This window comes from Bacillus sp. FSL K6-1106 (genome assembly GCF_038005245.1).
In the GTDB taxonomy this organism is placed as follows: Bacteria; Bacillota; Bacilli; order Bacillales; family Bacillaceae; genus Bacillus; species Bacillus altitudinis.
Genome location: NZ_JBBOSV010000002.1, coordinates 145,538 through 158,351 on the forward strand (window position 1 = coordinate 145,538; position 12,814 = coordinate 158,351).

The following is a 12,814-nucleotide window of genomic DNA, read 5'->3' on the forward strand; positions in this document are numbered from 1 at the left end:
ATGGATCATTTAGTCTTTGAAGTTGGAACGGCGCTTATTCTCATCGCCATTGCCAGCTTAATCGCCAATAAAATTAAATTTTCTATCATTCCTTTTCTCATTGTCCTCGGGATGATTGTTGGTCCGCATGCACCAACCATCGGGATCATTGATTTGAAGTTTATCGAGAGCACCGAGATTATTTCGTTTTTTGGTAGAATGGGTGTCCTGTTCCTTCTATTCTACCTCGGGCTTGAGTTCTCTGTCGGCAAACTCATAAAATCGGGTAAATCCATTGCAGTTGGCGGATCTATTTATATTTTGATCAACTTTAGCTTAGGATTGCTTTATGGGTTTATCACAGGCTTTGGATTCCTTGAAGTTCTCATTATGGCAGGCGTTATCACCATTTCATCCAGCGCCATTGTCGCCAAAGTCCTTGTCGATTTAAAACGGACAGCGAACCCTGAAACAGAGTTAATTCTTGGGATTATTATGTTTGAGGATATTTTTCTCGCCGTCTATTTATCTGTCGTATCCGGTCTTGTCCTTGGAGATGCCACGTCCGTTGGCGGTGCCTTATTATCTATTTTAATCGCTTTTGGTTACATGATGATTTTCTTTATCATCGCACGTAAGCTGCCAAAACTATTAAACAAACTATTCGATATCCGTTCAAATGAAGTATTTATCATTGTCATTTTTGCCGCTTTGTTCTTCGTGGCTGGTTTTTCAGAGACGATTCATGTCGCAGAGGCCATTGGCGCTCTCTTACTCGGTCTTGTGTTTTCAGAAACAGAGCACTCAGATCGCATTGAACATCTCGTTGTTCCTTTTAGAGATTTCTTTGGCGCCATGTTCTTCTTCAGCTTCGGATTGAGTATTGATCCATTTACATTAGGAGATGCCTTCTGGCTTGCGATCGGCGCTGTCATTCTCACCTTAATTGGGAACTTCACCGCCGGGATGTTTGCTGGAAGAAGAGCCGGTTTCTCTCATAAAGCTTCTTCTAATATTGGATTAACCATCGTATCAAGAGGAGAGTTTTCCATCATTGTAGCCGAACTTGGGATTGCAGGCGGTCTTGCCGCTACATTGAAGCCATTTGCTGCATTATATGTATTAATCCTTGCGATTTTAGGACCGCTAGTGACGAAAGAATCAAAGCGTATCTATCAAATCCTAAACAAAATCTTCAAATGGAAAACTGAAAAACCAAAAGTAAAAAGAGAAACAACCATTTAATTGAAAAGGGCCCAGTGCTGGGGCCCTTTTTTTATATCTATTCAAATTGCTGAAATGCTGTTTCTTGCTTCACTTGTTCTTTCGTATCCCCGCGAATGGTTCGGATGACTTTCTGATTGCGGTAGATCGATAGTTTTAAATTGGTCGCCGCTGTTCCATGAGAGTGATCGAGGTTCGTGAATGTAAAGAAATGATGAGACCGTTTGTCTTTAAACACAAGCCTGAAGTCGTCTGTCACTTTAAAATGCTCATCGCTCTCCCATTCAATCAATGGTTCATATGCGCTAAACCATTCCGGAATATTAGGCGTATATCCTGTAGCCAATACCACATGATCAGCTGTGATTTTCTTTTCTTTCTTGAGCTGCCATTGTTTCAAATGCAGCTCTAACTGCTGCTCATCCTCCATATGTATCGCTTCAAGCTCAGTCATTGGCTGAATGAGTACAGAAGGCTCTTCACCTGAAACGGAGCGATGGTACAATTCCTGATAAATACGAGAAAGCGTCGATGCATCTATGCCATTCCTTAATCCTGCCAGTCTAGGCAATGTGTTCATCCGTTCTTCATAAGGAAGGGAATGAAAATATTCAACATACTTAGGTGTAAATAGCTCCTGACCAAGCTCCGCTGTCTCTAGTTCTCTAAATTCACTTGAACGTGTAAACCACGAAATCTGCTGTCCTTTCTTCTGATGCTGAAGCAGGTCTAAGAAAATTTCAGCTGCACTCTGACCTGAACCAATCACCGCCACCGTTTCAGCTTCATGAAGTTCTTTTTGTTGATCTACATAACGGCTGCTATGGGTCACATGCGGCAACGCAGCTTCTGGCACATCGACAGGGACCATCGGCTTGCTTCCCGTTCCAAGGACGACATGCTTTGCACGATATTCAGAAAGCGCCCCATCTTTCAACCGCCGAACTTTTACAAGATACCCGTCTTCACAGTCGGTCACTTCTTCCACCTTCATCCCGAACTGACAGCTATCTAATTCACCTGCAACCCATGATAAATACTCATTGAATTCTCTCCGGGGGATATCAAATTGTTCAAATGTATAAAATCGGTGCAGCCTGTTTGATTCATGTAAATAATTTAAAAATGTATACTTGCTCCTTGGATTAGCCATTGTCACAAGGTCCGCTAGAAAGGAAACTTGTAAGTCCGTTCCTTTGATGAGCATACCAGGATGCCAAGCAAATTCGCTTTCCTGTTCAAAAAAACAGCATGTCACATCTTCATACTCCTCTAATAAAGCGGCCAATCCTAAATTTGCTGGCCCAATCCCAATTCCGATCACATCCATCATATGTACACCTGCTTTATCTTTTTACCCCCTATATACCCTTTTACAAATGAAAAAAACACTGCGTCACCGCAGTGTTTACATGTGAGAAACAAATAATGACTCAAGAAACTGAATCTTCTCTTCCGTATAGTGCTCATAACGATCATTATAAGACTTTGGATCTTTTGGATTGGCATACTGCGTAATTTTTCCGGTTCGCGGATCAATGAATTTACTCGCAGCGCCGCACCCAATGCCAATGATCGTCTGCACCTCTTCCATAATGATAATATTATACAAACTTTCCTGTCCATCTAACGAATACCCGACATTTTCGAGATTCCCCAAAATGTTTTTTTGTCTGTATAAATAGTACGGATGATAGTCATGTGCCTTTGTCCAAGCAACTGCTTCATCCATCATACGTGTGATCTCTTCTCGGTCTGCCACTTGATACTTTTCCTTATTGCGGGTCATTTCAGATGCTCTCTTAAAGGAAAGGGTATGCACCGTTAAAGATTCAGGCTTCAGTTCTTCTGTTTGCTGCAAGGAATGTTGGAATTCCTTTAGCCCTTCTCCTGGCAGCCCAATGATTAAGTCCATGTTAATATTATTCATGCCATACTGCCTTGATAAATGATACTTTTCAATCGTTTCTTCCACACTATGGTGCCGGCCAATCGCTTTCAATGTTTCATTCTCATATGATTGCGGATTGATACTAATCCGGTCAATATGATAACGGTTGAGCACCTCCAGCTTATCAGGTGAAATCGTATCAGGTCGTCCCGCTTCTACAGTGACTTCCCGAATATGTTTCACATCTGGAAAAGAGCGATACATCTCCTCATACAGCAAATCCATTTCTTCTGCTGTAATACTCGTTGGAGTACCTCCGCCAAAATAAACAGTCGTCACTTTAATCCCATGTTTCTTTAACCATTCGCCCATTTTTTGCATCTCATAATGCAGCCCAAAAAGAAACGTTCCCACTCTTCCAGCTTGTCCTTGAATGGCATAAGCAGGGAACGTGCAATAAGCACATTTTGTTGGACAGAAAGGAATACCGATATAAATACTCACTTCCTCCTGTAGATCGTACAGATCTGGAATGGCTTTGATTTGACGATCAACAATCTCCTGCATCAAATTGATCTTTTCATCATGAATCAAGTAATCGCGCTTTAACGCTGCATGTGCTTCTTCCTTTGTCATGCCTTCTCTTAGCATCTTATGAAGTAATTTCGTAGGGCGTATCCCCGTAAGAATCCCCCATTTTTGCGTCATTCCTGTATATTCCTGAAGCAGATGTAAATAAACAGACAGCACAGTGTTTTTGATTTGCTTCCAGCGCTCTTTATCGTTCAAGCCCTCCGGCATCTCTCTTGTAAAACAACTCGTCATATCTGATCCAGCAATATGGCCAGAAGCCTCCACCATACCGCCAGTTTCTTTCCAATCAAACACCATGACCAGACCATCGTTCGCTTCACCTGAATCAAACAGCACTTCACTATCTTCCTCGAATAAATTGGCTATATTGACAAGCGGTCGATGAAATCGTTCATCAGACAGCCCTTTAACTAAAATTCGCATCGTATCACCTTTATCTTCAAACTTGTTTCATTTTACAAAATTCATCTAGGAAAAGCAATGAAGAGAACAGATGAAGGCCCTGCCATTTCTTAATAGACAGGGCCTTCACTATATTATCGTTTAATATCAAATTGATGTAAAAAACCTTCCCTTTGCTGCATTCTAAAATATTCTTTGATCATATAAGCAACACCCTGTTCATCATGAGAACGTGTCACCCAATCGGCTTTACGTTTGACCGAGTGAGGTGCATTCCCCATCGCAACGCCTAAGCCAGCTAACTCAAGCATTGGGATGTCGTCTGTCCCGTGACCGATCACGACCGTATCTTCTAATGTAAAACCTAGTGCTGAAGTTAAAAGAGAAAGTCCTGCTTCTTTCGATACCCCTTTGCATACAATGTTCATTTTCTCATCACTGATCTTAATCAGATCAACAGATGGGAATGCTTGTTGAATGGTTGTGTGGATTTCAGGCTGAAGTGCTGCCGTCGAATACACTTCAATGACAGGTGTGCTAACCGGTTCATCCATGAGCATATCACTTAATGATTCAACAAATTGAACGGGATAGAAAATGGGATCAGACGGATGAATCAACGTTTTTCCCATCAGTTGAGACTGTGTTTTTTTCCGATTGCCGATTGAGAATTTTTCATGTAACAAGCGAACATTACAATCAAAGCTTTCAAGGATCTGCACAAGATTAAATGTTTTCTCTTCCGTTAATTTCTTCACATGGAGCGGCTCATCAAGCTTATCAGCGATAAATGCACCACTATGCGTCACAAGAGTTGAAGTTGGTATTTTCAACGCCTTGGCAATTTTTTGTGCAGATCGAAAATGACGGTTGGTAACAATCGTCACGTAAACCCCTTTTTTCTTAACATATTCCACAGCTTCTTTTGTAGCGGAATGGATTTTCCCATTGGAACGAAGCAACGTTCCATCTATATTGAGTGCAAGTAGCTTTTTTGACACTGAGGCATCCCCCTTCTTGATGACTGTACTTACGATGAGGATATGCCCTAGCTTATCGCTTTAGAACATGCAGTTGAAGCAGCCCTTGTTTTATGCCTCTCAATCACAAATAAAAAAAGCCTACCCCTAGGCTTTTTTTTATGTATGGTTTGGATGCGTAACAATGGCGTGATGAAGCTCCCCATGATCCCCTCATCTTTCACACACCAAAGCATTGCTTATATCATATCCCCTTATGCTTTGCTTTTCTCCCAGAAGCGCTTCTCTCTCATTTGGCTCATCGCCGTAAATCCAAAGTGGAACGCACCCAATTCATCACGATAGCGCTTTTTGAAAGCACTTTCAATAAGTATTATCGCAGAATTTACGAGCTTCGACAACCCTTTTTTTAAAGATATACAAGCGGCGATATGAATGAAAAAAAGGGCGAATATGATCGCCCTTTCAATTAATTTTCTTCAGTATTTCCATAAAGCTCTTCAAGAGGCTTCATGATAATTTTATTTAATTCACCGATAAGAACACTTACGCGTTGTTCTGCTTCCATCAACTGAGAGATTTTATCGTGCTGCTGCACAAGTGCAACCGTTTTTTGCGCTTGCTCTACTTCTTCTTGTGTAATCTCTTGACCAGTCATTTGTTTTTGTTGAAGGTTTACTTGAATGTCACGGAAGTTCTCAAACATTCTTTTAGAGGATTCATCCCCGTTTACCTCATCATAAAGATTTCTTAACGCTGAATATTCTTCGCTATGACGCAGTGCTTTTTCAAGGTCATATGCAACATCATAAAGATTTACAGACATGTTATGTCTCCTTTCTATCCGTTATCACCGATATGGATCGGCGGACACCACTCCACTATAACAAACTATGGCTTTCGTTTCACATATATACAATAAATTCATCGAAATTTCTCGATCTTGCCTTAGAATAAGGTGACAAAAATCGCTTGGACAGCACCGATCAATCCACCTAAAAGACCGCCTAAAAATGTGATCATCTTCAGCTCCTTATTAGATATGCTGATCACAAGCTCTTCCATTTTTTCAAGCGGGAAAAGTTCAATTTGTTCACGAATAATTTCTTCAAATTGGAGCTTTGCGAGCAGTCCCTCAAGCGCATTAGATGCGGCTTCAATCCCTTTATCAATGAAAGATGGAGCAAACTTGGTCTTAAGATCATCCGCTACTGCACTGATGTAAACTCCTACTGGTCTATCTAACAGCACCTTTGTAGAAAAATGTGAAAGCAATTGCTTTTTCAAACTAAATAGAAGCTCCTTCACATTCCATTTTTCATCAAGCTCATGTAAAGAAAATTGCTTTACCTTGTCCCATTCTTGAACAAGTAAATCTGATAAAAACCTTTTTGTCTCTGCATTCTTTAAGAACTTCATCATTTCAGGATGCACGCGATCAATTAAGCTTGAATTCCCTAAAAACATTTGGACCATACTGCCAAGCATTCCTCGTTCTTTTAAGAAATCGTCTATCATATGACCGAGTCTTGCTTTTCCCTCATCACTTTCAAAATAATGAATGCCTCTCTTTAAAATATAATCTGCGGCATCTGGAATTTTTGATGCAAGCTTATTTTCTACATCCTGTGGCAACAGCTCAGACAACGTTTGCTGGTCATACTTTTCAAGCAGTGAGTGGAGCTTATGATCAGTCCACTGATGAAGCCATGCGTCAGCTTTAACGTCAGCCTGTGAAAAACCGTATTTTTCTAACATGGAGAAAACCGTCATTTCCATATTAGCACCTTTATCAATATATCGGTGCACTGTCCGCAATATCTCTTGCTTTGCCTCTGATGATTCAAATCGTTTTTTAATACCCTCTGGCGTTAGTAAATGCTCCATCACCATGACGCCAACCTGCTTGGCTACTTCATCTCTTCTTTTAGGAATGAGACCCGGTGTAAATGGGAGCTGCTTCCCAAATAAATAATATGGCTTATACGGACGAAAAAGCATTTTAATCGCGAGATGGTTTGTTGCTGCCCCTATCACTGCACCTATCACAATCATAAAGATAAACGTTGTGAATATATCCAAAGTCGTCATCTACCTTTCAAACAACACCTGAAGTTTATTGTTTTTATCTATACGTATTATAGTTGTTGTCAAGAGTCCAAGCAAATGAAGCATTCAATGTGACATATGAGACAACGATCTGTCGTAATGATATAGGAACGCCAAGTTTATATAAAATCAACAAAAAGTGTTTTTCAGATGTTAAAAAAAGAATTTGAAAAGTAGGTGTTGTTTCATGACGTCAACGCTCGGCATTGTCACTCTTTCTCCGAAGCATGAAGAAGCATTCACACATCAGCTTGCCAAAGCAGCCTCTTCTTTTGATTTAGAATTTGTTCGTTTTTCACCTCTAGATTTAAAGCCTGCTTCAAATGTCATTCACGGTCAAAAATTTAAGACTGGCAAAGGATTTGAAGCGTCAGAATTTCAGATTCCTGACTTGATTTATGATCGTTGTCTTTATCAGCATGACGCACAATCTAAAAAAGCAAAACCTATCATGAATTGGTTAAAAAAGTATCCAAAAACCGTTTTTTTGAATACTGGAATTTCAAATAAAATGCGGCTATTCGAGCAGCTCCGTCTCCTCCCTTCTTTACAACCATACTTACCTGTCTGCTCTCTATTGACAGAGCCTTCAGACCTGCTCAACTTGGTCAGAAAGGGCGGATATTGTAAAATACAGCCGCTTTCTCAACAGCACGCAGCACCCTCTTGCTTCATTTCTTTAAAAGACAAATCACTCATTACTGTGCAGCTAAACGCTAAGCAAATCATCACCTTTTCACATTCAGCAGAGGTTGAACGCTGGTGCAAAAAGTATATCGGCCGATCTTTCCTTCAATTTTTTAACACGAATGATCAAAAAGACGTTATATTCAATGAAATTAGGATTTTTCTTATAAAAAATTCACAAAATCAATGGAATAGCATGGGGATTCATACAAAACCATCAGTAGAAAACAGCCTTTTAAGCAATACACAAAATTCCATTCATGTGGTAGCCTTTGATCACTATTTAAACTCATTAAAGCCACACATCAAGGAGCTGTTGTTAGATGATATTGCCTCTATTCAATCATCTCTTCCAGCGTTTATAGACAAAACTTTCTCACCGTGTATTGAATTCGCTATAGACTTGCTTCATACAAATGAAGGCAGACTTTTCATCTCAAATGTAAGATCAAAGCCAGGACGATCCTCTTTTTTAAAAGCTTACCCTGAAAGGGAGAATCAATTGATTCTGACCATACTTGAACATGCCAAATCGATGATGGCTGAAGAAAAGGAGGTTCCTTATGAAGAGAAAACGCTACATCATCGCTCCTCACTCAGCAAGTGAAAAAACAGTATATCTCCCTGCTCAGTTTAAAGAGCAGGAGGCAATTTTATCTATTGCTTTAGGTTCTTGTTTAGTAGATGATTTCACCATTTCCTATCATCATCAATCACAAAGGATTTTATTATCAGAAGACCTTTATCGCGCTTTACTCATTCCATACAAAACGAAAGCTGATGTCATATTAGTTCAACATACACTCTATATAGGACCTCTCATCGGCATTTTCACTGCAGGATTCGAACAAAATACAGCACCTTTAGGCACAAGATCTTCCTATTTTATGAAATTGCTGCAATCTTGCAGGCAGCATGCTGGTTTTGCATATCTTTTTGGTACTCATTCTATCGATTGGGATAAAGGAATAGTAGAAGGTTTTCTTTACCAAGAGGAGCGCTGGGTAAAAAAGCAGATGCCCCTCCCATCCGTTGTTTATGACCGGCTGCCTAATAGAAAGGCTGCTCAGTCGGCATTCATTCAAGAAACAAAACGAAAACTCACTCAAGACTACGATATCCCTTGGTTCAATCCTTATTTTTTTAATAAATGGGACATTCATGAGCAGCTATTAACAGATGAAAAAACAAGCTCTTTCTTACCACATTCTATACGATTAGATCCTGTTGATGCTTTAAATAAAATAGAAACACTCCTTCATCTGCATCATGTCATTTATTTAAAACCAACAAACGGCAGTCACGGAGACGGTATTTATCAGTTAAAGAAGACGGAAAACGGGATCACTGTCTGCTCAAATAAAGGGAAATCCACTTCATATCATTCCGTAGACCATTTCGTGAAAAAACTGCGGGAAGATTGTGCAATTCAAGACTTGATTGCACAACAAGGCATTGAGCTTCTTCAAATAGACAATCAACCACTGGATTTTAGAATTCATACGAATAAAAATAAGTATGGTCATTGGACTGTTACAGCCGCTGCTGGAAAAGTTTCAGGAGATCACACTGTCACAACCCATCAACTGCATGGTGGTTCAGTAAAAACACTATATGATATCTTTCCTGATGCAGAGAAACGTTTGAAGGTTTTGCAAGAGCTCTCTGATACTGCCCTCGCACTTAGTCGTGTGATAGATGAAAAAATGCCCGGTCTGATTGGCGAAATTGGTTTTGACTTAGGTATTGATCACTTAGGTGCTATCTGGATGTTTGAAGCCAATTCTCGTCCAGGCCGCGAGATTTTTCTGCATGCACCATTGAAAAACTCAGAATGGCTGATTGGGAAAAGAATCGTTGAATACGCATCTTACCTAACACAAATGGCTCTTACTCCTATAGACCATGCAAACGCCTACTGATGTTTTCTTTTCATGTCTCTGAAATCTATGCTTTCCCTATGCTCTTTTCATCAGATGAGATACAATAAAACCAAGTTCAAGGTTGTTTCCGTATTGTCGTGTGTATTTATTGTTTCATCAATAAAAGCAAGGAGGCAATGATGATATGATTTCTCATTTTCAATGGAAACCTCTCTTTAAAAAAGCGCAATTACCTGGCTGGAAAATATCCTTTTTTCATAATGGTTCACACTATGAAGGCATTTATCACAAAACGGGTGATATTGAATGGGGCTCTCAGCTTCCGCCTCATGAAGTTGAACCAACCTTAAAAGAAGAAATCCACGAATTAATGCTATTCCATGTGTATGATTAAACTGTTTAAGGAGCCTCGCCATGTTAGAAAAACTAAAACTTGTTTACGGACACCATATCATCAGTTCACCAACAAATGATAAACAAATTCTCTGGTATCAAACAGACGAAGGCGAAATTTTTGGAGTAAACAAAACGGAGCTAACAGAAAGGGAAACGCTTCTTCTCAATTCATTCCTCACACCAATTGATGTACCTCATACGCAGGAAACGGAAGAAGAACAGAAATGGTACAGCTATCTCTTTGAAAACAAATCAATCACCATCGATCGATCCGTCCGTGTTCATTTTTTAAAAATGGATCACCAAGCAGAACAAAGGCAGCAAATAAAAGAGGCTGTGAACAGCAGCCTCGAACATATTCATTTCATATGGACAGGCACTGAAACAGCTATGCTCATTCAAACAAACGCTACATCAGAAAATGGTCAACTTGAACAGCTACATGATCTGTCTCAAGCCATCACAAGTGATTTTTTAACAGACGTTGTCTTTATGCAAGGACAGCTGCATTTGCCGAATGGAAATTTAAAAATGAGATTATTAAATGAACATCAGCTCTTTTTATGGCATCTGAAGCAAGGAAAACTTAGGTCAGGGGTTGCAACATTTTATCAATGTCTACCTGCTTTCATTCGCCATGATACAGACATGGTTTCTGCCGCTATTTCAGATGCATTTATAGAAACAATCTTTGATCGGGACGTTTACCGGACTCTCACGACCTATATGCAGTGTAATTTAAATGCATCGCAGGCAGCAAAAGCGTTATATGTTCATCGAAACAGCCTCCAGTATCGGATTGATAAATTTATTGAACGGACAGGACTAGATATACGGCATTTTCAAGAAGCGTCAGCTGCTTATTTCATGATGAATCTTCTCGATCTTTCTTAAATGATCCTAACATGAGCACCTTGCCTAAAAATGAAGATAAGATGTTGTGCACGTTGTCCATTTACAGACACCCTTCCTTTTTATACACTTCATTTATAAGTAAAGCGCTTTCAAAAAGGACTGGGAGGCTACCACCTATGGCTGAAATGATGCTGAATCAAATTTATAAAGTGTACGATAACAAAGTAACAGCAGTAGATAACTTTAATCTACATATTGAGGATAAAGAATTTATTGTGTTTGTTGGTCCATCTGGATGCGGAAAATCAACAACTCTCCGCATGATTGCAGGCCTTGAAGAAATTTCACAAGGGGATTTTCTATTAGACGGCAAGCGAATGAATGATGTGGCACCAAAAGATCGGGATATTGCGATGGTTTTCCAAAACTATGCCTTATACCCTCATATGAATGTGTACGATAATATGGCTTTTGGATTAAAGCTTCGAAAATTTCCTAAAACAGAAATTGATGAGCGGGTACGAAACGCTGCGAAAATATTAGGGCTTGAACAATACTTAGATCGAAAACCTAAAGCATTGTCTGGAGGTCAAAGACAGCGTGTTGCACTTGGAAGGGCCATTGTACGCGATGCAAAAGTCTTTCTTTTGGATGAACCTCTCTCTAATTTAGATGCTAAACTTCGTGTTCAGATGCGTGCCGAAATTTCTAAACTTCATCAGCGGCTGCAGACGACATTCATCTATGTCACACACGATCAAACAGAAGCCATGACAATGGCTACTCGGCTTGTTGTCATGAAAGATGGCTTTATTCAGCAGGTTGGCGCACCAAAGGATGTGTATGAAAACCCAGAGAATGTCTTTGTAGGAGGATTTATTGGCTCTCCAGCGATGAACTTTTTTACAGGAAAACTGTCTGACGGAGCCATTGCCATTGGGAATACGCACATTCGTGTACCAGAAGGAAAAATGAAAGTATTACGCAGTCAGGGCTATATCGGAAAAGATGTGATTCTAGGCATCAGACCAGAAGATTTCCATGATGAGCCTGTGTTTATAGAGGCTTCTGAAGGAACAAAAATTGAAGCAAACGTAGAAGTGGCTGAATTAATGGGAGCCGAAACGATGCTTTATTCTTCTCTCGCTGGTCAAACGTTTATTGCACGTGTTGATTCTCGCACAGATATTCAGGCAGGTCAGACGATCCCTCTTGCCATTGATATGAATAAAGCGCACTTCTTTGATACAGAGACTGAGCTGCGCATTCGCTCAGCTGAATAAGAAGACATTCCACAAACCATCACCATTGGGTGGTGGTTTTTTGTATATGAAAACAACATTTACCATGTTCTTTTTCCGTATGTTTTTTTCGTTGCGAACCATAATATTTAGTACAAAGCAGTTACCGCATTGGGTTTCGCCAAGTGGCAAATGACTTGGTCATTTCGCTGGTGCGAATCCAGCAAACCCAACCAAAAAAATCATATATAAAAAGGAGATTCACATCATGGCAAATTCTAATAGTTCAAATCAATTACTAGTTCCTGGAGCAGCGCAAGCAATCGATCAAATGAAATACGAAATCGCTTCTGAGTTTGGTGTAAACCTTGGAGCAGAAACAACAGCTCGTGCTAACGGTTCAGTTGGTGGAGAAATCACGAAACGTCTTGTATCTTACGCTCAGCAAAACCTTGGCGGAACAAAAGCTTAATTTCATATCTGGATCATAGAAGGCACCTCTTATGGTGTCTTCTTTTTTTGGTTTTATCCCTCACCGATTCCTTTTGAATTCATATGATGTATTAGAAAGGA

General features: G+C 39.9%; 12 protein-coding genes. 7 read left to right on the plus strand and 5 right to left on the minus strand.

Annotated features, from left to right (window positions below):
- Entirely contained in the window at positions 1–1,224 is a 1,224-nt protein-coding gene (locus MHI20_RS15340; protein WP_007497140.1) for a cation:proton antiporter, read from the plus strand.
- A gap of 37 nt (positions 1,225–1,261) precedes the next feature.
- Here the strand turns inward: MHI20_RS15340 and MHI20_RS15345 are convergent, their stop codons facing one another.
- The 5 genes from MHI20_RS15345 to MHI20_RS15365 form a co-directional block, all read right to left on the minus strand.
- On the minus strand, positions 1,262–2,536 hold the full coding sequence (locus MHI20_RS15345; protein ID WP_340939568.1) for a lysine N(6)-hydroxylase/L-ornithine N(5)-oxygenase family protein: 1,275 nt from the start codon (positions 2,534–2,536) through the stop codon (positions 1,262–1,264).
- Between the two features lie 75 nt (positions 2,537–2,611).
- A complete protein-coding gene (locus tag MHI20_RS15350; protein ID WP_340939570.1) occupies positions 2,612–4,111 on the minus strand; it encodes a coproporphyrinogen III oxidase in 1,500 nt (499 codons plus the stop codon).
- 113 nt (positions 4,112–4,224) lie between these two features.
- Complete coding sequence (locus MHI20_RS15355; protein ID WP_008348923.1) at positions 4,225–5,091, minus strand: Cof-type HAD-IIB family hydrolase; 867 nt, start codon at positions 5,089–5,091, stop codon at positions 4,225–4,227.
- A gap of 448 nt (positions 5,092–5,539) precedes the next feature.
- The gene (locus tag MHI20_RS15360) at positions 5,540–5,896 is read right to left on the minus strand and encodes a YlbF family regulator (RefSeq protein ID WP_008348927.1); all 357 of its coding nucleotides are present in this window, start codon (positions 5,894–5,896) and stop codon (positions 5,540–5,542) included.
- Positions 5,897–6,018: 122 nt separating this feature from the next.
- Entirely contained in the window at positions 6,019–7,152 is a 1,134-nt protein-coding gene (locus MHI20_RS15365; protein ID WP_039167584.1) for a DUF445 domain-containing protein, read from the minus strand.
- Between the two features lie 214 nt (positions 7,153–7,366).
- Here MHI20_RS15365 and MHI20_RS15370 point away from each other — a divergent pair, with 214 nt between their 5' ends.
- The 6 genes from MHI20_RS15370 to MHI20_RS15395 all read left to right on the plus strand — a co-directional run bounded on the left by MHI20_RS15370 (position 7,367) and on the right by MHI20_RS15395 (position 12,713).
- Positions 7,367–8,473, plus strand: a complete 1,107-nt coding sequence (locus MHI20_RS15370; RefSeq protein WP_340939572.1) for a YheC/YheD family protein — start codon at positions 7,367–7,369, stop codon at positions 8,471–8,473.
- Positions 8,430–9,788 carry a YheC/YheD family endospore coat-associated protein gene (locus MHI20_RS15375; protein ID WP_340939574.1) on the plus strand — a complete coding sequence of 453 codons (1,359 nt, stop codon included), beginning with the start codon at positions 8,430–8,432 and terminating at the stop codon, positions 9,786–9,788. Before MHI20_RS15370 ends, MHI20_RS15375 begins: the two co-directional genes overlap by 44 nt.
- A 145-nt stretch (positions 9,789–9,933) precedes the next feature.
- On the plus strand, positions 9,934–10,143 hold the full coding sequence (locus MHI20_RS15380) for a YheE family protein (protein ID WP_008348933.1): 210 nt from the start codon (positions 9,934–9,936) through the stop codon (positions 10,141–10,143).
- Between the two features lie 20 nt (positions 10,144–10,163).
- Positions 10,164–11,039 carry a helix-turn-helix domain-containing protein gene (locus tag MHI20_RS15385; protein WP_256689145.1) on the plus strand — a complete coding sequence of 292 codons (876 nt, stop codon included), beginning with the start codon at positions 10,164–10,166 and terminating at the stop codon, positions 11,037–11,039.
- A 137-nt stretch (positions 11,040–11,176) separates the two neighbouring features.
- The gene (locus tag MHI20_RS15390; protein WP_008348937.1) at positions 11,177–12,283 is read left to right on the plus strand and encodes an ABC transporter ATP-binding protein; all 1,107 of its coding nucleotides are present in this window, start codon (positions 11,177–11,179) and stop codon (positions 12,281–12,283) included.
- Positions 12,284–12,509: 226 nt separating this feature from the next.
- Positions 12,510–12,713 carry an alpha/beta-type small acid-soluble spore protein gene (locus MHI20_RS15395; RefSeq protein ID WP_008348940.1) on the plus strand — a complete coding sequence of 68 codons (204 nt, stop codon included), beginning with the start codon at positions 12,510–12,512 and terminating at the stop codon, positions 12,711–12,713.
- Positions 12,714–12,814: the final 101 nt, after the last annotated feature.